The sequence below is a fragment of the Candidatus Nitrospira nitrosa genome (genome assembly GCF_001458735.1).
GTDB lineage: Bacteria > Nitrospirota > Nitrospiria > Nitrospirales > Nitrospiraceae > Nitrospira_D > Nitrospira_D nitrosa.
This window is the reverse complement of the sequence record NZ_CZQA01000013.1, coordinates 76729-100167: the sequence shown is the minus strand read 5'-3', so window position 1 is coordinate 100167 and position 23439 is coordinate 76729. Positions and strand designations below refer to the sequence as shown.

Sequence of the window (23439 nt, the reverse complement as noted above, 5' to 3'; positions counted from 1 at the left end):
ATTTGCTGGACTCTGTCAGGACCTCTGCTACGATCCCATCCAGCTCGAATATGGATCCGCGGACATGGAGGCTCCTATGACGTTCCTCTCGATGATTGGTAGGTTTGCTACCCTCTCCGCACTCTTTCTCGGTGCCGTGGCACTCTCTAGTTGCCTAGGGAGTGGAGGGGACTCCTCAGGTGTCTTGTTGACGCAGCAGGCCTATCTCAAGGCGTCAAATACGGGTCCTGGTGACTTGTTTAGCACTGCGATTGCTTTCGATGGGGACACATTGGTTGTCGGGGCTCCTTTTGAAGACAGTACCGTAACTGGCAATCCAGCCGACAATACCGCCAGCGGTAGTGGTGCAGTCTATGTGTTCACAAAGAGTGCGGGAGTCTGGAGTCAGCAGGCCTACCTGAAGGCCTCCAATATTGGGGCCGGTGATAACTTCGGCACCAGTGTCGCTCTTGATGGGGACACGTTGGTCGTCGGGTCTCCTTTTGAATCCAGCAACGCAACCGGAGTCAATGGCAATCAGGCTGACAACAGTGCCAGCGGTAGTGGGGCGGTCTATGTATTCACGAGGAGTGGGGGAGTCTGGAGTCAGCAGGCCTACCTGAAGGCATCGAATGCCGAAGCCGGTGACAACTTTGGCACGAGCGTCGCACTGAATGGGAATATGCTCGTCGTCGGGTCTCCGTTTGAATCCAGCAACGCAACCGGAGTCAATGGCAATCAGGCTGACAACAGTGCCAGCGGTAGTGGGGCGGTCTATGTATTCACGAGGAGTGTCGGTGTCTGGAGCCAACAGGCCTACGTGAAGGCCTCCAATACCGAAGCCGGTGACCAATTTGGCAAGAGCGTGGCTCTGAGCGGTGAAACGCTGGTCGTCGGAGCTTCTGGTGAAGACAGCGCTCTGACAGGTGTGACGACCAATTCTCCCAATGAGGCGGCGACCGGTAACGGGGCAGGTAATAGTGGGGCGGTCTATGTGCTCACGAGGAGTGCGGGAGTCTGGAGTCAACAAGCCTACCTGAAAGCATCCAATGCACAAATCGGCGATGACTTTGGTGGCAGCGTGGCTCTAAGTAGCGACACCCTGGTAGTTGGGGCTAGTCTGGAGGACAGCAACGCAACTGGGGTCAATGGCGATCAGTCAAGCAACAGTACCAGCGGCAGCGGGGCGGCCTATGTGTTCACGAGGAGTGCCGGCGTCTGGAGTCAGCAGGCCTATCTGAAGGCCTCCAATTCAGAGGCAGGTGATAACTTTGGTGCGAGTGTTGCGCTGGACAGTGATACGGTGGTCATCGGAGCGTTTAACGAAGACAGTAATGGAATAGGGGCGAATTTGAACCAAGCCGATAACAGTGCCAGCAGCAGCGGGGCGGCCTATGTGTTCACGAGGAGTGCCGGCGTCTGGACTCCACAGGTCTATTTGAAGGCATCCAATTCTGAAGCGGGTGATCAGTTTGGCTACCGCGTGTCTGTGAGTGCTGGACAGATAGCCGTAGGAGCAAATGTAGAAGGTAGTGCGCTCACCGGTGTCACCAACGGTTCGCCCAATGAAGCAGCGACTGGTAACGGTGCATCGATCAGCGGCGCAGTATATCTGTTTGCGCCACAGTAGAGCGTCCTGACATCCCCTGCGCCGGACCAAGGCCGGTGCCGGGGCCTTCTCCCTGTCCCCTCGTTTACCTTTCTCTCCCCCCTCCGTCTAACCCATCAGACAAGGTTAGAAGGAGGAGGCTATGCGAGCATTCCATTCACAACTGAGCATCTATCTCGTCTCAGCATCGCTGCTGTTCTTGGGCTGTACCTCTGGGACGAGGCAGAGTTGGAGGATGAGTTAGGAGTCTGTGACACAGCGGGCTAAAATTAAATCAACTTCGTCGCGACAGAAAAGGAGATTGACGATGAACCGAATCAGTTGGAAAGAAATTATGTTGGGCACCATCGCAGGGTTGTCGATTCTGACTTCACCGGCAGTGGGGAAAATGAGCAGTTCGCTGGAAGTATCGGTCGTGCATACGGACAACCGAGGACCGAGCTCTCTGAACAGTAGCCAGGAGGCACTCAACAGTGGTCCTGGGTCCATGAAGGGTGGACGCGAAGAGGGAGACCATACAGGAAGACGTGACCGAGATGCGATGGTGGTGGCGCAAGCGGGCGATGATGTCCGTCAAGATGATCGACGGGCAGACCGGAGAGAAGACAGGCGTCTTGACCGTCGAGAAGATCGGCGCGCGGATCGGCAGTTGGATCGACGGGAAGACAGACGGGAAGATCGACAATTCGATCGACGAGAGGATGGGCGAGAAGATCGACGGTTCGAGAGGCGTGAGGATCATCGTTCCAATGCTGGTGGTGAACTGCGAGGACTCGATCGAGCGGATCACGTGGCTGGCGAGCATGGCCGTGAAGGACGAGAGAATGCGCGCATGATGCAGATGGACCGCCCGCATCGACCGGAACGAATGGAGCGGATTGAGCGGTCAGAACGTACAGAGCATCCAGATAGACCGGAACGTTCTGGAAGAAACTAGGCGTTGTCTGACAGTGCAGTTTGGGATGGAAACGGCGACGGGGTTGTCTCGTCTAGTGCGAAAGTGGGCTGATTTCTGCTCAAGGCTCTAATGGGGGTCGCTTCAAGATTGGGAGAATAACGTGCGGTAACGATGTGATCAGTTTGTAGGGTCGTCAATCTACATCAAGCGGAGCGGGCGATCAGAACGGTCGAGATGTTGAGAGTGACGAGGTGAGTGCGAACACCACGTGCGTTTCTTGTCGCGGGCGTCTAGGTTTGTTTCTTGAAGTGTTCTCTTCCTGGACGCACGAGTCTCTCCTTCCCTGCGGCGTCTTCTCCTAAATCTGTAACTGCTAGTGTCTGTGGGATTGAATCTTTCAATGCCTGGGCCACAGTACTCCGATGAGCTTATCGCAAGGCACCTTGACGTATTGGCTTGCCGAGTCAGCGCTTTGGGGTTCGCATCAAGTCTACCGCAATGAGAGGCCATCTTCTTGAAAGCCGAGGATGCGATGAGGATACCGAGAAGTGGATCCGGTGAAGCATGAAATGGCCGGAGTCGAGGGCTGTCAGGTCGTGGTGCTTCATTTACCATCCGTTCATTCCTTCGTCTAACCACTCAGACAAGGATAAGGGAGGATGTGATGAAGCACATGCCATCGAAGACATGTACGTGTATTCTTTCCACGGTTCTGCTCCTATCAGGCTGCACCTCGATGCTGGTGCGAAATGAGGCCCAACATACCGCCGGAGTGGAGGGACATTGCTCAGGCGGGAAGTGGGCGGACAATTCGTCGATCGCCGTGCTGCCCGTATCGGTCGTGGCTTTCTTCGTGCCCCATTTCGATCTCAACAAGATACCCGGTGAACCCTATTGAATCGGTGCGGGATCTCGACCCGCCTGGTCAATCGCGAGGTTTCGGTCAATCATTCGGCCTGTATTCCAGCGGGCCTCACAAGAATTGTCACATTGGGCGTGTGGCAGTGGTGCCCTGCGCACGTCGATTGGAAGGCGGATGTTTTGGCCGAAGATGCTTCCAAGCCGAAACCCCAATAATTCATTCAACGGCTTCGAGCTGCAGAGGCCGGTGCCGTCGATCACCACCAGCACGATCGTGACCTGGAGTGTGCCGGTTGATACCAGCACCATCACGCAATTCGAGAGCGCCAGCGGTTCCTCGATGAATCGGACCCGCTGTAGGAGGAGAGAAAGCAGAGTGAGAGGGTTAAGTAGGAGCATCTGTATCAATTGACTACAATACGCCAACGTGGTCACCACCGAACAAGAGATCGAAAATGGTCCACCAACGACCTGCTTAGAGAAAACTTCTTGTGATAGCCTGTCGATATCAGAAAAGGAGAACATCATGGCTCTGGTAACCGTTCGATATTCTGCTCTCCGAGCCGTAATTGTGGCGGGAAGTTTGGTGTGTGTGCTCACTGCGCTTCCGGTCGAAGCAGAAACCCAGCAAGCACCATGGGATTGTTCCAACTATGAAGGTGACGCGCAGACGCGTTGCGTAAACGTGATCATCGAAGCGCAGCAAAAGAAAATCGCGGAGCTTGAAGGGAAACTTCATACACAACAAGGGACGGTCGGTCAACTTCAAGACCAACTCGATCGGCAATCCACCGCAACAGTCGATCTGCAACGACGATTGGCTGAGCGGTCTCCGACAAACCTGATTCCAGTCCCTTACTCTTATAACCCATATAGCTATACCTATGTTCCCGGGCTCGGGTTTGACCTTCACTTTGGTGGATTCGGATTTCATTTTTTACCTGATGACGATCACTGGGGCCATCGGCATCGCGGACACGGTGGACGCCATCACCGGTGACCCCCTCGTGTGCAGCTTGTTGGTGATGTCATGCTGCAGGGGTTCGTATCTTGTTGAAGAACAGGACTATGTATCGCTTATTGTGATAACCACTCGATTGAACTTTCCCACGGCGAACGCGAGTCAGAGGTTAGGAAGCGGTGAGGAGGGCGCGACTGTCGAGAAGAATCTTCAGGAGATCGATCAGACCGAATCGATCGTTCTGAAGAAGTCGGTTGCCTGACAAACTCGACCCGCTCCACCGTCCTGGACATGGAAGAGATTGAGCGACCAGCTGCCCTTCGTGGTGTCCTCCTTTCAGCAACCGAAGGACGTTCTGATTCATTCGATGTGATGAGCGGGAACCAGTCAGACCTTCTTCCGAAATGAGAAGCAGGGAAGACCCAACTCGCCTTTCAGGAGCAGAAACTAGGAGGGGCGCTGATCAGAAATCTTGTACCCGAAATCGCGCACGCTCTGAATCAACTTAGGCTGTGAGCTACTCTCGATCTTTTTCCGCAGGTACCCAACATACACATCAACGGTATTGGTGGAGGTCTCGTAATTGTAGCCCCAGACATGTTCTATGATGGCGGTGCGACTGAGTGCTTTATTTGGATGAGCCATAAGAAATGCCAGGAGGTCGAACTCTTTCTTGGTCAAGGCTATGAACGTGTCCCCTCGGCGTACTTCACGGGAGCTTTGGTCGAGCCTCAGATCGGCGACGCACAATACTGAGTTCGGCTCTTTGTCGTAAAAGAGCCGCCGACGGAGTAGGGCTTTGATTCGTGCGAGTAATTCCTCGAAGGCAAAAGGCTTTGCCAGATAGTCATCCGCTCCGTGAGCGAAACCGCTCAGCTTATCTTCCAATGTATCTTTCGCCGTCAGGATGAAGATAGGTGTCTGAATCCGTTCACGTCGCAGAGCCTGACAGACATCGTGTCCGCTCATATCGGGTAGTAGAAGGTCAAGGATGATGAGGTCGTATGGGTTGAGGCCATTGAGCATCCCATTGTTTCCGTTTTCAGCGATGTCTACCTGGTAACCTTGTGTTTCGAGGCCACGCTTGATGAAAGTTGAGATCCGTTCGTCGGCCTCAATCAGAAGGATGTGCTTGGTTGCCATATTGTTCCTGGGAGGTTGCGGTTCTATTACAAGTACACAGATTCCGATATGTCCTTAAGTGCTTAATGAGCATCGTGTTCACGATAACCCTCCAGACACCTCTCGGATTGTTTGGTCATCCCGTCAATTCCGAGTTCACTGGAAGAGGGTGGTGGCATACGTCTCTTCTCTCGACTGGTTTGTCGCTCTGTGAGGTGCGGGAATCTAAGTCCGTTCTCGCGAAACTGCTGACCAACGTGATTCAGTTTTGGAATGACGTCATGGCACGTGGAGCAAGGCTCGCCGGTCTTCCGGCTCATGGCAGGGATTGCGTCTGCGGGATATGGACCCCCCATGTGAACAATTCCGGACAGGAGCAGCCCCACGAGGATCATGTACGGTCGGAGGTCCATGACGCGTCTCTTGTCTGATTGACCGTAGGTTCTAACGTACACGGGTTCTTTCCTGAGTACGCATGCCAGCTGAGCCGGTGATGGTCGTTGAGCGCTTCCACGGTGTGGCCTCCTGAAAAGATTATGATCTGAAGAGTCTCAGCCGTCATATATGTGGGAGAGGCGACGACTCACAACGTCGCGTCTCCCTGGAAGACGGTCAGACTCTCTGTGGAGCGCCATGACCGTCTCCTTGGTGGCACGACTGCAGTATGTCGGTGTGGTTACCAACCTTGACGGTTGAGCATGACTGGAGGTCGACCGATTGGCTCTGGAGCATCCGCACTTCCTTCGTCACCGCATGCAAGTCCGCCGTCTTCTTCATCCTCTTCCGAAAAGGTTCATACGCTCAATCGACTCTTGGTATCTGGGCCTCTCGTTGCCCTGAGCCGGCGCCTTCTTGTGTATCGGCAATCTCGCTGCTTCCGTTTGTGTGCCTCCGGCCCCAGCGGTCACGGCTGTGACGGACGATCGGAGACGACACGTGATAAGAAGGCGTCTCTCACATAGACGCGAAGCTGAGCCTGATGAGTTGTTTTGGGAGATGCCAGATTGACGGAAAACGGTGCCGAGTTCATGAAAGTATAGATTCCTCTATTCCGCAGGACATAAGAATAATCGGGAGCATTGGCTGCTGGGTCGCAGCGATCTGGATGACCATCTGCCCGTTCATGCGAGGTATCACAAAGTCCGTAATGATGAGGTCGAACGTGAGCGAGCCCCAGCATGCAATTGCCTTTACTCCATCCGCAGCCTCCACGCCTCGATGACTATCTGCTTCAAGTACCGAGCGAAGACTGTCTTGGAGATTCTGGTCATCATCCACAAGCAGAATCGTCGCCATCGATGTCCGGCCACTCGTCTCGCGTGACGGAACAGGTTATCCCGAAGTACCCGACCTTTCGATCACGCCTCGAGGATCCTTTCACCGGGGTGTCGTCCGCGGCTTCATCTGGGTTGATGCTGGTTCCTCCATCTCGGAGAGTCTGTTTCGCAGCGCCCGCATTTCTTCTTTCAGGGCATCGAGTTCAATGGCCTGTACCTTCATCCGTTCTTTCAGTGCCTGCGTTTCTTCGCCGGCCGCAGATGGTGCTTCTTGAGAAGCGGGAATGGCAGGCTCGGACTGAGCCGCACCATGGCTAGATTGAGCGTGCGTAGACTCAGAGGGTAGATTTAATTGTGCAGCAAGCATCTGGTAATCAATCAGGAGCGTGGCGAGTGGAGGCGGGTCAATTATGTCTGGTTGTTGATGCAGGCTTGGCTGCTGAACCGTTTCGGGGAGAAAGCGTAGCCGACGCGGATCCAGTCCTTTCGGATGACGAGCGTGACGATCCAGTGTGGCGCCCGGGACTATTCCGACACTGGGCACCCTGTAGTGAGTCAGCCACAGATGCAGGAGCCGTCCTCGGGTAAACAGTAGTCCACCGGTCATGTCACCACGGGGATCTGTACCATGCATCACTCTGAAGGCCACGAGCTGACTCTTTGTTGCTTTAGAGAGCGCCGTGCTGATCAGTGGACTCAGAAAGGCGGTCTCTTCTTCAGAGAAGACCCGCATTGCCGTGGTTGGGTCATCGGGTGAGGCTTGAATCTCGATGCCCCTCAACACGTGGGTAAGGAGAAGAGGACTGACCGAGACGGGGTGGGCGGTCTTGAACCATGAATCGTCCACATGTTGGAGCAACACGGCGCCTCGAGGACCATCCGCATAGACGGTGTCTTCAACTGTGCGAGACGTCGAACACGCACTGATGAACAGGCACACCACGCTTGCCAGCAACGGAACACCGACGCTTCTTCTCTTTATGCGAGTCTTCATACGCGAAATTCCTGCTCCCCCGATTCAGTGCCGGTACCGTACAAGATGGTCACCGAACCTTTATACATAAATGGTGGGGTGATTCGACCCATGTTCCCCCCATCACGAACTGGATTCTGTCACACCGCACCTTAGTACAGCGCGACGAGAAAGCCTCGGGCGGCGTAGGAATCCTGCGATGAGGCGCCCGCCACCCCGCCTCCGTCATGGACACGCCATTCTCCCTGAAGGTACACGCTGGGGGCAATATAGTACCGACCCATCAGGGTCGTGCGACTGCTAGATTGTGCGAGCTCTTGATCGATATGATCGAAGCGTCCTCCCAGCACGAATTTCTTGTTGGGGATGAACGGGATATCGTGGGGAATAAACAAGACCTCCGCCATATAATTCTGGAGGGCCCGGTTGTGGGTGGCGGTCGTGAGGGCCCCATTACCCGTCGACGGAAGTCCATCGGACCGAAAATACCCGGCCGTGGCGATGAACGGGCCCAGTTTCACTTCACCCGCGATGCCCCACTTGTCCACGCCTTTTTTGCCATCGGCTGTAAAGGGATCTAATGCGGACGTCACCACATCGCGTTTATAGATGGCGCCCAGCGTAAAGCGTTCCAGAAAGTGAATAGAATAGGTCGCATACAACCCAGGAAATCCTAAGTGATTGATGCCTCCGAGCGATTTCGGTTGAAAGATCCCGATCGCATAGCGATGGGTGATGCCCCCCAACAGCTCTTTTTGGATCAGGTGCCCGTTGAGCTCCACCCCGGTGTTGTAGACTTCCGGTGCCTCCGCTTCTGTACTGCCGCCGTTCCGACGCGCGCCCAGGATGCCGAGGGCTTCTTGGGCAAAGTAACGCTGTTTAATGACCCGTTGCGAGTGAGAGAGAAACGGGAGGGCGATATCGAACTGACCGACTTTCACATTGAGCAGACCATGGCCCTGCTGTCCGAGCAGATCATTGACTTGGCCATAGGCCTGTCCCACATTGACATTGCCTTGGGAAAAATCCAGCACCCCATACGCGGACGCCCGGCCCTCTTTCCCGATCGGCGCGCCCGCGAGCAGGGCGACTTCATCAATCTTCAACAGGGTCTCTTGGCCCCCGGCACCCACCCCGCGTTCCTTGGTGAATTCCGCTTCAACCTCGACCTCGCCCGAAATCGGAACATGTTTCATATCCTGGATATCGAACCACTCCTTGTCCTCGGGAAAGCGAAAGCCATTGGTGCGAAAGTTTTGTCCTGTTTGGTTCAGTTTGGGAAATGCCGTGTGGCATGTCGAGCAGGATTCTCCGGTTTGTCGACTGAACGCCGGAATCGCCTCCGCCTCCTGCGGCGCGAGCAGCGCCACGAGGCCCGAGGCCAGACTGCCTAAGATGACGGCTAACATCAACACGCGAAGACGCATAATTCCTCCCTCTAGATTGCGATACGCTATTTCCCAAAGGACCGAATGTAGTGCACGAGACTCCACATCTGCTCGTCCGAGAGCTTCTTCTTGTATCCCTTCATTTCGGTGGCGTCCGGATCACTGCCGTAGCAGATGATCCAGAAGAGTTGCCCGTCCGGGATCTTTTCCATCAGGGATTTGTCTGTGTAATTTCTGGGTTTGACGTCTAAGTCCTTCGTGGCGGACCCTTGTCCATCCCCACTGGTGCCGTGACACTTGATGCATCGGTTCTCGTACAGGCTCTTGGCCTCTTGCAGCGTGTCGGCGGTCGCGGCTACAGGATTTGTTTTCATCAAAAATTCGTGCGGAGCCGTTGGAGTTTTCCGATCCGTAGCACTACCGGTCACAGGCCACAGCACGAGCGGTGTGAAGAGCAGCGCTATGCCTGCATGAATGGTGTTCATACGTTCTCTCCTCCCTTCTGCAGACCTAACTTTATAGACATACATTGCGGGCAGCATTGTATAGGTAAAACACGAGAATCATATAAATACTTGATGAGAAATAATTAAGAATTTATAGGTTATGTTTTTATTTTTATAATAAGTGAGAGCAAGTACGATGCCATCCCGTCCACATATGCCCTATGCGCCATCCTCCACGTATGGACCACCAGGAATAACGGGCGGTTAACGAGAGAACACCGTGTGATAGACAGTCTCGCTTCCCATCGGCAGCAGAGGATTGCCGTAGGCAGATAACTGCATCGATGTCAGGCGTGTCCTGTAAACCGCAGAAGCGCTTGCGCAATGCTTCTGCGTACACAGTATTTGGGAAATATATCCCAATTAGTGGTGCTTAGTCTATGTCCGTGACAAGCGTGCTCAGATGGTGTTGCGCGAGGAACTGGCTAGTTCTCGTGGTATGGTGAAATGCCTACACAGCTACACCCGAGTGTGCCGTATGGGATCCTGGGGCTGCACCTCATCTCTAGATGCCCCACGTTGATAGAAGGGGAGCGTTTTCCTAGAACCTCGATTGTCCGTCTCGTACCGGTAAACGGTACTCTCATACGTGAATTGATCGCGGAGCGGAGATCACCGATTTCTTGTCATGAGATCGGTATTGATCTCGCCTGGAAAAAATGCGGTACGGTCTACCATGGTTGGAAAAGATGAGGTGGAGAGCAATTCTGGTAGTACAGGAACGGTGAGAGCGGGTTCATGTCCGGAGTCAGTCTGCCTTGATTGCTGATTATCGGCTCCAAGACAGAATTGGTCCATGGCCTGATGTGGGTCGTGGAGATGGTGCTTCGTCGAGGCGACGGGGACACTCCGGTAAACCAGTCCGGGCACAGTGCGGTTGATAGAATTCGTTATGGGCTTGTGCCCGGCAGTGTCGTGACGCGTTCGAATTCCAGCTTCGTGGCGGTCACGGTGCCGTCGACCACCAAGCCATAGACCTCCAGGTGAACGCCCACGACGATGTCGTCACTAGTGCCTCCTTCGAGGATCGTCTCGGCGTTCGTCAGCACGTGCACATTTTCGAGTACAAAGTGATCTGGAGCGAGCACCTGTGTCACGACGCCGTGAAGATCCGCATCTTCCAGTTCCAGTTTAGTCGCGGTCATGATCCCACCGACCAACCGGCCATGCACCTCGAGGTGCCTCCCCACGAAGATATCGGTGCTGGTGCCTCCTTGAAGGGCGGTCTCGGTATTTGTCACGACTTGCAGGTTGCCAAGCAAAAACTTTCCGGAACTAAGCACCCGAGTCACAAATCCCTCTACCACGGCGTCTTCACTGTCTGATGCCCCCAATTCTTCCAGCCGCACGCGAGTAGCCGTGAGATGAAGACGGTTCTGAGGCTCAGGTGAGACCTGCTTGCCGACGATATCCACCATCACACCGTCCCATCCGTGAGACGGATCAGGCAGTTGCTGTACCACCGCATCTCGGTACTCGACGGTCAGCGTGCCAACCTCGAACGTGCGTTGATCGGCCTTGTGATTGGTGATGAGTCCCTTCACCTGATAATTCGGAGTCGCGGTGGTCGCATCGAGTGTTTTTAAGCCGATCCAGGTTGCCCTGATGACGCCGTCTCCCATGACGAACCCGCTGATCTCCACGAGATCTCTACCCGGCACGAGATTCCGCACCGTGCCGCCGGGGATGCTGGCATCAATCAGCGTGGTTGGTGTAATCGTGACCGACTGACCGAGCACCACAAGATGGGAGCCCGTCGGCGTCACGAATTGGACGAATCCTTCCAGCGTGTCCTCATACACCAGTGTGTCGGCCATCCGTAGTAGAGGGTCGTTGGTGCCGGACCGTTTCGTCACCGTGGCGGTGACGCGCACCAGCATCCCTTCCTTGAGGTCGCCCTGGTTGCCAGGTTGCCCGTCGATCAGCATGGAGGCGTCCGTCGTCTCATACTCTGTGCCAGAGACAAATACGCTGCCGAAGCCGGTGATCGGGCCTGAGGCGACGGAGGTCAGGCGACCAGTTCCGCCGATACCACCACCGACCTCTGGAGCAGGGCTGCACGAGGCCAGCACGACGAACAGCGTCAGTGCGATAAGCAGATTCTGATCGATCTTCTTTCGCATTTCGGCCATCACGAGGAATGATTCCGGTTGCACTCAGTCAGCTGGTTCCTGCTCTTCGAAGTGATAGATTCCGAGCCCGACCCGGACACGGCCGGTTCCCTTCGATACTGGATTGACATCGCGATCTCGATGGGCCAGCCAACGATCAAGCTTCTCGAGGAGCTCCTGGCTTTCTGCGGCGGCGAGAGTCCGAAACTCCGCGACGGCCTCGAGCGGGACGTTGTCATACATGAGTTTGCGTTGGAACCGTGGTTTCGAGGGCTTCCCATAGATATTATGATCAATGGTCGTAATGAGGTCGGCGGTATCTGCACCCAGCACTCGCAATTTTGGTACGGTCCCGTTTCGCGGGATATAGCCACGACTGACCAGACCAATTCGCCCATCCCGCAATTGTTTCACGGCACCGACACGCATGAGTTCGTCCAACAATGCTCGCACAGGAATATCTCCACTATAGCGCTTGACCAACTGACTGAATGAGCCTCCCTTTCCCTCCATGGAAAGTGGACGAGGGTGTCCCTTCCCATCTCCGTACTTTGGATCGCGCAGCCAACCACTGATCACTCGTGAAGCTCGATGGTATTCTTCATTTACGATGGATTTAGAAGTGGATGGGAGCGTCAAGAGCTGTTGCACTTCCTTTCGCGTCAATCCGCTGAGGATCGCAATCCTGGATACTGTTTGCTTTTTTCCGGGGATTGCGAACTCAGCGTTGGCGACCTCCACATAGACTTGCTTTGCCAAGTCGGCAAACGTTCGATGAGACACATTATTTCGAAGAAGGATTCTGACCAATGGCCGTAGCAGTTGACGGGTGGCAGCAGACAGCGCGCGGACGGGCGTGGCGTGAGCCATGGTAGGTCGGTACTATAGACTCTCCCAGTCTGCATGCCAAGCCCATCCTTGAACTGATTGGTTGTGGGGGTGTTTGGGGGGGCCTTGCCTCCAAAGGCAGAGCTCACACTTTCGAGAGCGCCGTTTACCATTCTCCCCATTCTCCGTCTAACTCATCAGATCAAGTTGGATGGGGAGGAGCAAGCACCTACTCCCCTTGAAATATGTGCGTATCTATTTTCGTCAATGCTGCTATTGGCAAGCGATAGTTCCACTCGCCCAGAAACTCATCGGGTAAAAGCTGGCGGTGACCTCTGTGGGTCGGATCGAGCAGATCCTGTCGCTGGTCACTATGGCGATGAATGAAAAGAGAATGTCGGCACGATGAGAATCAAACATTCGCATCGACCTGGACAGATGGAGCGGATTGAGCGTGCCGAGCCTTCCCCATAGACCGGAACGCTAGGAGAGGTACTAGATTTCTCTCCGTAGTGTGCTATAAGTGCGTCGACCGCACAGGCATGGTGGTGGTGCCGGCCCATCTAAAAGCCAATTGAGTTTGGGGGTCTTGCGAAGCACCGGAGAATGAATCACGTATAGATGTTTCGTGAAGAAAGGGACGGTGAGCAGGATGCATAGGGTGACGATGATCGTGATGGCAGCGACCATGGGAGTGATCATGGGCTCGTGGGACGAGCATGTATCGGCGGCTGATCCATCTGATAAGCGGCCACAGCAGGCGACTGAGCGAAACTGGCAAATCAGTTTTACGCCAAGCTACAGCCACGGGAATTTCGGAACGAATACGACAAGCGAGTTTATCTATGCGCCCTTCTCAATCAGACGATTATTTTCAAAAGGAGATGTTTCACTGGTCATTCCTTCTGTGACTGCGATCACCGACGGACGCACGACCGTCGTGGGCAATACCGCATTTCGTGTTGATGATAACAGTGGAAGCAACAGCGGATCGGGTGGTGGCGGTGGGTCAGATGACAATTGCCGGAGAGATAACAGCGGTTCCGGTAACAGTAATGATGTGCCCTGCGGTACGACCACGCGAATTGCGGGACAGAAGGTGACGACCACGGGAATTGGTGATGTGATTCTGCGTGGGCGGTACTATCTCGTCGAAGAGCAGGACTATGTGCCGCTGATTGCGGTGACAGCCCGGTTGAAACTTCCTACAGCCAATGCGAGTCAGGGGTTGGGAACCGGCGAGTTTGATCACGGCTATGGAGTGGAGGTCTCCAAGCTTATTGGGACCAGCTGGCTGGTGTTTTTCGACGGGGGGTACAATTTTATCGGCGATCCGAATCGAGCGGATGGCTCCGGTACACTCGGTCTTCGCAACCAGTATTGGTGGGATGTAGGGACGGGGTATTACCTGACACAAGATTGGCTGGCTAGTGTCTACTTTGAGGAGTATCGGGCACTTCGAGTCGGTCTACCCAACGCCAGAGATGTATTTTTCTCGTCGAACTATCGACTATCGCCGGCTTGGCGGCTGAATGGTGGGGTTGCCGTCGGTCTCTCAAATGGCGCTCCAGACTATGTTGTCTCGCTCGGTACCAGCTATCGGTTCTAGCCGATCTTGCCGCCGTATGAGGCTGTTTACGCCATTCGGAGCGCCGCGTCTAATGAAATATGTAGGCCAAAGCAGACGGTCCTGTGGCATCGGACCAGACTAACCGGAGTCGGAGCATGCCACCGGACCAGCAGGCAATTCCCGATGATGCACAACTCGTCGCCCGTAGTCTCAAGCAGGATCATGAGGCTTTCGGACAACTGATTGATCGACATGCGTCCGCGATCGTCAATCTTGCCTATCGGATGGTGGGAAACCGGGCCGAGGCAGAGGATCTGGCCCAAGAAGCGTTTCTTACGGCCTTCAAGGCACTGCCGATGTTTCGTGCGGACTCAAAGTTTTCGACCTGGCTGTATCGAATCGCCGCCAACAAGTGCAAGGATTGGTTGCGGGCCAAGCGGCCAGGGCAAGGACCATATGATGTGGATGCCGACGAGGTGTTGGATCTTTATGTCGCTGAAGAACGGACCCCGGAAGAGTTATTGTCGCAACAACAGGTAGGCCAAGAGTTGGAACAGGCGATCCAACGATTGCCGCCTCTCTACCGGGAAGCTTTCGTGCTCAAGCACGTCGAAGGCCTCAGCTACGAGGAGATGGAAGAGATTCTGGGGGTGAGTGGTGACACGTTGAAAATGCGGGTGTATAAAGGGCGTCTTCAACTCAGTCGCGATCTGACGGCTTTGAACCCTGCGCGCTAGGACATGGCGAGACGGTGAGCAGATGAACGAACAGGAACTCCTGATTCAGCGTTTCTTGGATGATGATCTCTCGCCAGAGGAACGGGTTGCTTTTTTGCAAGCTGTTGATCTTGACCCCGCGTTACGTCGGCGTTGGCTGAATCTGGAAATGGTCGTCGCTGAAGCAGCCCGCTTACCAAAGTTAAGCCTATCGTTGAAGTTCCTCGATGAGTTGAAGTCTAAAATTGCCCCACCGGAGCTGAGTTGGTGGGAGCGGGTGTGGACGGTTGTGACTACACCACGAACGCTGGAATGGAATCTCGCCGGGGGGATGGCGGCGGCCTGTGTTGTCTTGGTGGCAGTGGCGGGGCTGTTGAGGGTGATGCCGGAGCGAGTTGTGGAGGTGCCGGTCACGACGGTGCCAGCCCAGACGATCACTGCTGGGACACCACAAGCAGCACCACAGGTGTTTGTACGACTCGTCCTACTTCAACCCGGAGCACGATCGGTCTCTGTCGCCGGCGACTTCAATGGATGGAATCCAGCAAATACCCCTCTAGAACGGTCGGACGGTGGGATGTGGACCGCCACAATTCCGCTGAAGCCAGGGCGATACCAATATATGTTCGTCATCGATGGAAAACAATGGATTGCCGATCCGCTGGCGACTGAGGAAGCCACCGACGGATTTGGTTCACAGAATGCGGTGCTTGATGTCGATATCTAAATTTCCTCGACCCTCCCTTGCAACGGGCCTGGGCTGTATGTACTCTCCGGCAGATGGGCAGACAACTGAAAAGACTTGGCCGCGTACCTCGGACGACCCTCATCGTGATCATGCTGCTGTCCGGCTTCTGGGCCTGTACCAAGCCGCCGGTGATGAAGCCGAGTGCGCCCAAGCCATTAGCGGGTGCCGTACGATTTACCTTACTTGCGCCTGGCGCCACACAAGTCTTTCTCGTCGGCTCTTTCAATGGTTGGGCCAAGGAGGCGACGCCCATGACGATCCTCAATGGCGCACTCTGGTCGGTTACTGTGCCGTTGAAGGTCGGGGAGTATCCCTTCATGTACGTGATCGACGGCAAACAGTGGATCACGCCGCCACAAGCTGAAGATTTTGTTACCGATGGATTCGGACAAACCAACGGAGTCGTGATCGTACGGTAAGAGAATGATGAGGACGCGAATCCATAGCGCGATAGGGGTGCTGATCGTCATCGTTGGGGTGACGGCTCCCTCAGTCTGGGCCGAACCGCTCACGGTTCAGGATCGGGAGACGATCACTCGACTTGGTTCGGCACAAGGTCGTGCAGAGAACGAGATCGCACCTCTACTCGATCACGTCAGCAAGGCTGGTGAGCGAGGACTTCCCATCGAGTCGTTACTGAACAAGGTGAGGGAAGGTCTGGCAAAGGGGGTTGAACCCAAGCGGATCGATCCGGTGCTCAGGCAGATGACGTCGAGACTTGAATCTGCCCAGGAAGTCCTACAAGAAGCAGGTTCTCGAGGCATGGAGGAGGGGAATCGTCAGCGTGCCATTGAAACCATGGCGGAAGCGCTCTCGCGCGGAACCACGGTGGATGAAGTGCGGGAGTTGAGCCGACTGTCCCAAGATGGCCGCCATAAGGCGACGCAGGAAGAACTGGCTGCCGGTGCCAAAGGCCTCGCCGTGATGAAAGAGGGACGAGTCCCTTCGAAAGACGGAGCGGCGCTGGTTGGGGAGGGGATGAAGCAGGGGTATCGCGCATCTGAGCTTCTGGATCTCAGCCGAGAAGTGAAACGACGTGGGTCGGATTTTGAAGAGGGGCGTGCAAGCCTCAAGGCGATTCGTGAGCAAGTCCGACGTGGGGAACGCAGTGATCGTCTGTTCAACGATGACGATCGCAGTGGATCTGGGAGCGGGTCAGGTGGTGATCGAGGAGATCGCGGAGGGCGAGACAGTCGAGAAGAGTCTTCGCGTGATCGATCTGAACGGCAGGACCGGTCCGGCGGAGGTGATCGATCGGATCGCATCGATCGTCCCGATAAAGTCGAACGCCTCGATCGCGTAGAGAAAGGCGATCGCATTGAGCGGCCGGATCGACTTGAGCGCTCTGATCGTTCCGGCAGTGGGCGAGATCATTGAGTGTTACGTGTTATCCTCTTCGCAGGAAACCCTGAAAGTGTAGACGTTTCTCGCCTGGCTTGATACACCAGGCCGTGGAGGCTCTGCGCTATCATGGGTGTCCAAAGCGCTATGAGTTGGTATGGTCGCTCGAAGGGGGACAAATGAAAGGTATGCTCATCGCACTCAGTGGGACGTTCATCCTTATGAGCAGTCTGGTCTATGGTCAATCTGACACCCAGGCGATCGATCAAGGCAACATGAATCATGGGCAATGGATCGAGCGCAGCTTTGATAGAGGACAACTCGATCGTCGGGAAGAGGCTCGGCCTGAGCGTGAACCAGCTTCTCTCGATCGTACGGAGAGTCGTGCAAAAACAGTGACCAAGAAAAAGGCCGCACCGATCGGTGCGGCCAAGAAGCACACCTCCAGGCCTCTGGTGCGAGAACGGCATGATCGCCGGGATACACGACATCGTTGATTGGGAAACGATGCCGTTGAATTGATGGGTGCCGACGATGTTACTCGCAACGCCCTTGTCATTTCCTCTCGAATCCGGTCGATCTGAGCCCGGCTTCACCGTTTGGTGTCACATCTGGTCCCTGCTACAATGCCTGCATGGATGTCATTGCCACGCACAGCAACGCTGACTTTGATGGTCTCGCGTCGATGGTGGCCGCACGGAAGCTCTATCCCGGAGCCAAGCTGGTCTTGCCGGCCGGAGCACAGGAAGCGGTTCGTAATTTTCTCTCCGTTCACGACCTTGACCTCAGCAAACTAAAAGAACTCGACCTTACCCAGATCACGCGACTCATCCTGGTCGATACCCAGGAACCGAGCCGGATCGGAACGCTCACATCCTGCCTCGAGAACCCAGCAGTGGAGGTCGTGGTTTTCGATCACCATATCGAATCAGATTCGGTCTGTGACGGACGGTCAAAAGAGTCCGTAGTGGACTCAGTGGGAGCCACGACGACGTTGCTCATCGAGCAGCTTCAGCGGCGGCACATCCCGGTGACTCCGTTTGAGGCGACGGTGATGGCTCTCGGTCTCTATGAAGAGACCGGCTCATTTACATTCGCCTCTACGACCAGCCGAGAATTCGAAGCCTGCGCGTTCCTTGTCGAAGCCGGTGCGGATTTGAATACGGTGTCGGCCACTCTCTACACGCCACTTGATCCGGATGCGGTTGCGCTGCTGAATGATTTCTTAGAACAGGGTGAGGTGCTCTACCTGGAAGGTCGGAAGGTTCTGGTGTCCACGAGCACGATCGATCGCTGTCGAGGCGAGGCGGCCGGTGTGGTGCATCGTCTCGCCGAATTACAAGGGGTCGATGCCGTTCTCGTGGCGGTCATGATGGACGATCGTGTGGAAGTGATCGGAAGGAGTCGCCGGCCAGAGATTGACGTCGGTTGGATCGCGCGGGAATTCAGAGGGGGAGGTCATGCCGTCGCCGCAGCGGCCACGGTCAAAGGGCAGACACTCTCAGAAGTCAAAGAGAAGATCGTTCAGCTGCTGACGACACACTATCGTCCGACGTTGCTGGCCCAGGATGTCATGACCCATCCGGTGAAGGCGATCGAAGTCGATACGACCGTCGCTGAAGCAGGACAGCGGATGACCACCTACGGTCTGAATGTCTTTCCGATTCTCGACGAGAAAGACCATTACAGGGGGATCGTCAGTCGAGAGTCGATTCAGAAAGCGTTGTTTCATAGGCTCGGCAAGATGGCGGTGCGTGACATTATGCAAACCGACGCCCATACGGCACAGCCGGAGACGTCATTTCATGAGATCGAAACGGCCATGATCGAGCGTAATCAGCGGTGTGTTCCGATCCTCAAAGAGGCGAAAGTCGTTGGCGTCATTACCCGGACGGATTTGTTGCGAACCTTACATGACGATGTGCTGAAGGGGGCCCGATTGAAGACGCTTGGTCCGCACGAGGCTGAGTCCGAGATCGGAGGGCCACGCCGTAACGTGAGAGGACTCTTGCAGAGCCGTTTGCCGTCTCGCCTCGTGACTTTGCTTGAGGAAGCCGGACAGTTAGCCGATCGCAACGAGGTATCATTATTCGTCGTCGGCGGCTGTGTCAGGGATTTGCTGCTCGGTATCCACAATCTCGATTTAGATCTTGTCGTCGAAGGTGATGGGATTGCGTTCGCTCGGAAGCTCGGAGACGTATTACAAGCTCGCGTGAAGGTGCATGAGCGATTCGGGACGGCGATCGTGCTGTTGCCGGATGGCTTCAAACTTGATGTGGCCACTGCGCGAACGGAGTACTACGAGTATCCCACGGCCTTGCCGACGGTGGAACATAGTTCAATCAAGAAAGATCTCTATCGGCGTGACTTCACGATCAATGCGTTGGCCGTTCGACTCAACGGGAAGGGGTTTGGCGACGTGCTGGACTTCTACGGCGGGCAGCGAGACTTGAATGATAAAGTGATCCGCGTCCTGCATGGACTCAGTTTCGTCGAAGACCCGACTCGCGTGTTCCGAGCGATCCGATTTGAAGCTCGATTCGGTTTTCGTCTGGGCAAGGACACCACCGCGTTAATTGCAGGCGCGGTCAAGATGAACCTCTTTCATCGACTGTCGGGTCATCGTCTCCTGGAAGAGCTGAAGTTGCTCCTCTCCGAGCGGGGGCCACGGCTGGCCATCAAACGGTTGGCGGAGATTGGATTGCTGCGATTCATTCATCCCAAGCTGACGTGGTCTGACCGGTTGGAGAAGCTCTTGAATGCGATCGATGAAGCGGTCGATTGGTACCGGCTGCTGTACTTGGACCGGAAGATGGACGTCTGGTTAGTCTACGTGATGGGTTTTCTGGAAATGCTGCCGGAAAGTGGTGTGAAAGACACGCTCAAGCGTTTTCCATTTTCCGAGCAGGAAGCCACCAGGCTGAAAATGGCGCGTGTCGGCTGTCATCACGCAATTCGCCGATTGGCATCGAACCGACCGCTCAAACCGGCAGAGGTGTATCATCTGTTATCGGGGCTATCCGACGAGACCTTGTTGATCCTCATGGCGAAAAGCAAAGGGGACGCCGTCAAGCGCCACGTCTCGGCATTTCTCATGACCTATCAGCACGTGAAACTCGACCTGACGGGGACCGATCTTACAGCCATGGGATTAAAACCCGGTCCGCAGTTCAAACAGATCCTTGCCCAACTACTTGACGCACGCCTGAATGGAGACGTGCGGACTGATACCGAAGAACGACAGTTCGTTCAGCGAATAGTGCATGCACCAAAGCGAACGGTTTGACCTATTGGAACGTACGTCAAGAAAGCCCCAGGTAAGCCGTCACAAATCTGGAAGAGCTGGTTCAGGACCGGCAACGGTACCAACCTGGTATCGATGACGGATTCTCAGACGTAGCATCCAGCCTCGTCTTTCGCCCAGCTGGTCCAAGTCATTCCCCCCTCAGACAGCATTGCAATATTTTCATTTTTTAAAGCCAAACCTCACCCGACATGATATCCAAGGTGAGAAAAAGCACGTGTGTCACAATTACATACATAAATGTCGCCATGGTAGATGATGCTATTTGGCAGATTTGCGTATACGGGCTCTGTGTTGCCGTGGTGATTGCCGTCATGTTGGGAGTTCCCCCACTGCTGGGGGAACGGCACTGGAGGAAACCTGAACGTCGATCTGAAAGCGCGACCGGCGTGCCGTATGAATGCGGGATTCGGCCAACCGGCAACGCTCAGGTTCGTCCGCCGGTCCAGTATTATTTGATCGCCATGTTTTTCGTCATCTTTGATGTGGAGGCGGCGTACCTCTATGCCTGGGCCGTTGCAGTCCCGGAAACCGGCTGGCTGGGCTTTATCGAGGTGGCGATCTTTGTCTCCATTCTTCTGGCATCGCTCGCCTACCTCTGGCTCACTGGGGCGCTCGATTGGCATGCTCACGCTCAGCGTCCGCGAGCCAGGCACCGGCAGAAACCGCAGTTGAACCAGGCAACGGAGCTCTCCAATGACCGAGTGGCGTAACGGACGACTGGAAGGTGTGCGGGTGACCGAGGGCGGCGACGGTCCTCTCACCGCTGTCGTCGGACAGTCGGTCCTCTTTGCGAAGCTCCAAGATCTCTTGGCCTGGGGACGGAAAAGTTCCCTCTGGCCGTTGAATTTTGGCTTGTCCTGTTGTTTTGTCGAAATGGCGACGAGTTTCACGAGTGTGTACGACGTGGCACGATTTGGTGCGGAAGTCGCGCGCGGTTCACCGCGGCAGGCTGATGTGTTGGTCGTCTCGGGAACGGTGTTTTTGAAGGTCGCCCCTGTGATCAAGCAGCTCTACGAGCAGATGCTGGAGCCGCGTTGGGTGATTTCGATGGGGTCCTGCTCGAACTCCGGCGGAATGTTCGACGCCTATTCGGTTGTGCAAGGGGTCGATAAATTCATCCCGGTGGACGTGTATATGCCGGGATGTCCCCCGCCGCCGCACGCGTTTATGGAATGCCTACTGCTCCTCCAGAACATGGTTGGATCTGAGCGTCGACCGTTGGGGTGGTGGTTCGGTCCGCAAGACGTTCAGAAACCCATCATGCCTTCGATGCGAGATGAAAAACGAGCGGAACGAATGAGTCAGCGAGAGTATCCAGGCGTAGACGTGCTTCCTCGGACGGATATTCTCTCCTCCCATTTTGCCGGACAACCAAACGGGCTCTCGAAGCCGAAGCCATGATTCCACGTGCGTCGACCATTCCACTTATGGGAGCCGGTGAACGGACTGGCGTGGTGGCTGAGATCGAAAGCCGCTTTGGCTCAAGCGGATGGCTGAGTGCCGTCCAGCCTACCAAGGACGATATTCCGACGATCTGGATTGATAGGGCAAAGATCCGTGAAACCCTCCGGTATGTCAGGTCTGAAATCCCTCGTCCGTTTCCTATGCTCTTCGACTTGAGCGCAATGGATGAACGATTGCGCCAGCATCATGATGGATTGCCGATTGGTTCCTTTAGCGTGTTTTATCATCTCTTTTCCTTTGATCGGAACCAGTCACTCCGCATTAAGGTTGCACTTGATGACGAGTCGCTCTCTCTACCTTCGAGCATCGATCTGTGGCCCAACGCCAATTGGTATGAGCGAGAAATCTTCGACATGTTCGGGATTCGGTTCGAGGGACATCCATTTCTCCGCCGGCTCCTGATGCCCTCATGGTGGGAGGGACATCCGCTTCGCAAGGATCATCCTTCGCGTGCAACGGAAGTCGGGCTCTTCCAATTGCCGCCGGAAAAGCTGGTCATGACGCAGGACGCGCTGCAATTCAAGCCTGAGGATTGGGGCTTGGCGCGCACCTACCACGATCGCGACTCTGACTTCGATTATATGTTCATCAACCTTGGCCCGGCCCATACGGGCACACATGGCGTGCTCCGATTGGTGGCGCAGCTTGCGGGCGAAGAAATCGTGAACATCGTTCCGGATATCGGTTTCCATCATCGGTCACAGGAAAAAATCGCTGAGCGGCAAACGTGGCATTCCTTCATTCCCTACACTGATCGTGTGGATTATCTCCAAGGCGTGCTCAACGAAATGCCGTACTGTCTCGCGGTCGAACGATTGGCCGGCGTTACAGTTCCGCCGCGGGCTCAAGTCATCCGTGTCATGATGTCCGAATTCTATCGGATTGCCAGTCATCTCGTCTGGTATGGGACGTTTGCCGGGGATGTGGGCGCGTTGTCACCTGTTTTCTACATGTTCAACGATCGAGAGCGCATCCTCTCGATTGTCGAAGGCGTCTGTGGCGGCCGAATGCATCCGAATTGGCTTCGGATCGGTGGGGTTGCACGAGACCTTCCCCTTGGGTGGGACGCGCAGGTTCGCCAGTTTGTAGAGTGGTTTCCTAGCCGACTCGACGACTATGAACGTCTGGTCATGGACAATCCTATCCTGAAACAGCGGACCGTCGGTATCGGCGTCTTATCGCTGGAGGATGCGATTGCATGGGGCGCCACTGGTCCGATGTTGCGGGCCTGTGGTTTGCCCTGGGATTTGCGTAAAGTCCGTCCCTATTCCGGTTATGAGCAGTTCGACTTTGAGGTTCCAACCGCGTCGAATGGTGATTGTTATGACCGAGCGGTCGTGCATATGTTGGAGTTGCGACAGTCGCTGGCGATCATTCGTCAGTGTCTCGACTCCATGCCGTCTGGCCCCTATACGTCACTCGATCCTCTCGCCACTCCGCCGTTGAAACACCATACGATGCAGGACATTGAAACACTCATCAATCATTTTGTCGGGGTGAGTTGGGGACCGATTTTGCCGCCCGGTGAAGCGGAAGTCTCGACAGAATCGTCCAAAGGCCAGACCAGTTATTACCTGACAAGTGATGGGTCGCAGTTCTCATACCGGACAAGAATCCGCACCCCCTCGTTCGCCCATATTCAGATGGTGCCGCTTATGGCGCGTGGCGAACTGTTGTCGGATCTCTTAGCTGTTCTTGGAAGCGTGGACTATGTGCTATCTGATGTCGATCGGTGAACAGCCATGATTCGGGCTTCAGGTTTCGAGGTTGACATGGTGGA

General features: G+C 55.2%; 22 protein-coding genes. 14 read left to right on the top strand and 8 right to left on the bottom strand.

What is annotated here, in order from left to right; genetic code table 11:
* The first annotated feature begins 76 nt into the window (after window positions 1-76).
* The 3 genes from COMA1_RS19130 (at window position 77) to COMA1_RS21440 (ending at window position 3384) form a co-directional block, all read left to right on the top strand.
* Window positions 77-1609 (top strand): FG-GAP repeat protein, encoded by a 1533-nt coding sequence (locus tag COMA1_RS19130; RefSeq protein WP_176698190.1) that lies wholly within the window; start codon window positions 77-79, stop codon window positions 1607-1609.
* Between the two features lie 286 nt (window positions 1610-1895).
* A complete protein-coding gene (locus COMA1_RS21240) occupies window positions 1896-2525 on the top strand; it encodes a hypothetical protein (RefSeq protein ID WP_176698189.1) in 630 nt (209 codons plus the stop codon).
* Between the two features lie 634 nt (window positions 2526-3159).
* Window positions 3160-3384: a hypothetical protein gene (locus COMA1_RS21440; protein ID WP_218055431.1), complete on the top strand. Its 225-nt coding sequence runs from the start codon at window positions 3160-3162 to the stop codon at window positions 3382-3384.
* Here the strand turns inward: COMA1_RS21440 and COMA1_RS21435 are convergent.
* Entirely contained in the window at window positions 3378-3746 is a 369-nt protein-coding gene (locus tag COMA1_RS21435; protein ID WP_218055430.1) for a hypothetical protein, read from the bottom strand. The two genes, COMA1_RS21440 and COMA1_RS21435, sit on opposite strands and share 7 nt — an antisense overlap.
* A gap of 127 nt (window positions 3747-3873) precedes the next feature.
* On the opposite strand from COMA1_RS21435, the gene COMA1_RS19115 reads away from it, so the two are divergent.
* Window positions 3874-4347 (top strand): hypothetical protein, encoded by a 474-nt coding sequence (locus tag COMA1_RS19115; RefSeq protein WP_090751136.1) that lies wholly within the window; start codon window positions 3874-3876, stop codon window positions 4345-4347.
* Window positions 4348-4755: 408 nt separating this feature from the next.
* On the opposite strand, the gene COMA1_RS19105 is transcribed toward COMA1_RS19115, so the two are convergent.
* From COMA1_RS19105 to COMA1_RS19070, 7 genes are all read right to left on the bottom strand, one after another.
* Window positions 4756-5451 (bottom strand): response regulator transcription factor, encoded by a 696-nt coding sequence (locus tag COMA1_RS19105; RefSeq protein ID WP_090751134.1) that lies wholly within the window; start codon window positions 5449-5451, stop codon window positions 4756-4758.
* A 1005-nt stretch (window positions 5452-6456) separates the two neighbouring features.
* Window positions 6457-6726 carry a response regulator gene (locus tag COMA1_RS19095; RefSeq protein WP_090751132.1) on the bottom strand — a complete coding sequence of 90 codons (270 nt, stop codon included), beginning with the start codon at window positions 6724-6726 and terminating at the stop codon, window positions 6457-6459.
* Between the two features lie 81 nt (window positions 6727-6807).
* Window positions 6808-7701, bottom strand: a complete 894-nt coding sequence (locus tag COMA1_RS19090) for a DUF5320 domain-containing protein (protein WP_090751131.1) — start codon at window positions 7699-7701, stop codon at window positions 6808-6810.
* A gap of 131 nt (window positions 7702-7832) precedes the next feature.
* Complete coding sequence (locus COMA1_RS19085; protein WP_090751130.1) at window positions 7833-9107, bottom strand: hypothetical protein; 1275 nt, start codon at window positions 9105-9107, stop codon at window positions 7833-7835.
* A gap of 26 nt (window positions 9108-9133) precedes the next feature.
* Window positions 9134-9553, bottom strand: coding sequence for a c-type cytochrome (locus COMA1_RS19080; protein ID WP_176698188.1), 420 nt, complete (start codon window positions 9551-9553; stop codon window positions 9134-9136).
* Between the two features lie 911 nt (window positions 9554-10464).
* Window positions 10465-11706, bottom strand: coding sequence for a DUF5666 domain-containing protein (locus tag COMA1_RS19075; protein ID WP_141654424.1), 1242 nt, complete (start codon window positions 11704-11706; stop codon window positions 10465-10467).
* Window positions 11707-11730: 24 nt separating this feature from the next.
* Window positions 11731-12555 (bottom strand): DUF6502 family protein, encoded by an 825-nt coding sequence (locus COMA1_RS19070; RefSeq protein ID WP_090751127.1) that lies wholly within the window; start codon window positions 12553-12555, stop codon window positions 11731-11733.
* A gap of 610 nt (window positions 12556-13165) precedes the next feature.
* Between COMA1_RS19070 and COMA1_RS19065 the strand changes: the two genes are divergently transcribed.
* The 10 genes from COMA1_RS19065 to nuoC all read left to right on the top strand — a co-directional run bounded on the left by COMA1_RS19065 (window position 13166) and on the right by nuoC (window position 23395).
* Window positions 13166-14122: a transporter gene (locus COMA1_RS19065; RefSeq protein ID WP_090751126.1), complete on the top strand. Its 957-nt coding sequence runs from the start codon at window positions 13166-13168 to the stop codon at window positions 14120-14122.
* Window positions 14123-14238: 116 nt separating this feature from the next.
* Window positions 14239-14820, top strand: coding sequence for an RNA polymerase sigma factor (locus COMA1_RS19060; RefSeq protein WP_090751125.1), 582 nt, complete (start codon window positions 14239-14241; stop codon window positions 14818-14820).
* A gap of 22 nt (window positions 14821-14842) precedes the next feature.
* Window positions 14843-15526, top strand: coding sequence for an isoamylase early set domain-containing protein (locus COMA1_RS19055; RefSeq protein ID WP_090751124.1), 684 nt, complete (start codon window positions 14843-14845; stop codon window positions 15524-15526).
* A gap of 110 nt (window positions 15527-15636) precedes the next feature.
* A complete protein-coding gene (locus COMA1_RS19050; protein WP_245631164.1) occupies window positions 15637-15966 on the top strand; it encodes an isoamylase early set domain-containing protein in 330 nt (109 codons plus the stop codon).
* Between the two features lie 4 nt (window positions 15967-15970).
* On the top strand, window positions 15971-16924 hold the full coding sequence (locus COMA1_RS19045) for a hypothetical protein (protein ID WP_090751122.1): 954 nt from the start codon (window positions 15971-15973) through the stop codon (window positions 16922-16924).
* A gap of 143 nt (window positions 16925-17067) precedes the next feature.
* Entirely contained in the window at window positions 17068-17385 is a 318-nt protein-coding gene (locus COMA1_RS19040; protein ID WP_141654423.1) for a hypothetical protein, read from the top strand.
* Between the two features lie 137 nt (window positions 17386-17522).
* Window positions 17523-20174 (top strand): CBS domain-containing protein, encoded by a 2652-nt coding sequence (locus tag COMA1_RS19035; protein WP_090751120.1) that lies wholly within the window; start codon window positions 17523-17525, stop codon window positions 20172-20174.
* A gap of 266 nt (window positions 20175-20440) precedes the next feature.
* Window positions 20441-20905 carry an NADH-quinone oxidoreductase subunit A gene (gene ndhC / locus COMA1_RS19030; protein WP_090751119.1) on the top strand — a complete coding sequence of 155 codons (465 nt, stop codon included), beginning with the start codon at window positions 20441-20443 and terminating at the stop codon, window positions 20903-20905.
* Window positions 20889-21596 (top strand): NADH-quinone oxidoreductase subunit B, encoded by a 708-nt coding sequence (locus COMA1_RS19025; RefSeq protein WP_090751118.1) that lies wholly within the window; start codon window positions 20889-20891, stop codon window positions 21594-21596. The genes ndhC and COMA1_RS19025 overlap by 17 nt, the downstream gene beginning before the upstream one ends.
* Window positions 21593-23395, top strand: a complete 1803-nt coding sequence (nuoC, locus tag COMA1_RS19020) for an NADH-quinone oxidoreductase subunit C/D (protein ID WP_090751117.1) — start codon at window positions 21593-21595, stop codon at window positions 23393-23395. The genes COMA1_RS19025 and nuoC overlap by 4 nt, the downstream gene beginning before the upstream one ends.
* Window positions 23396-23439: the final 44 nt, after the last annotated feature.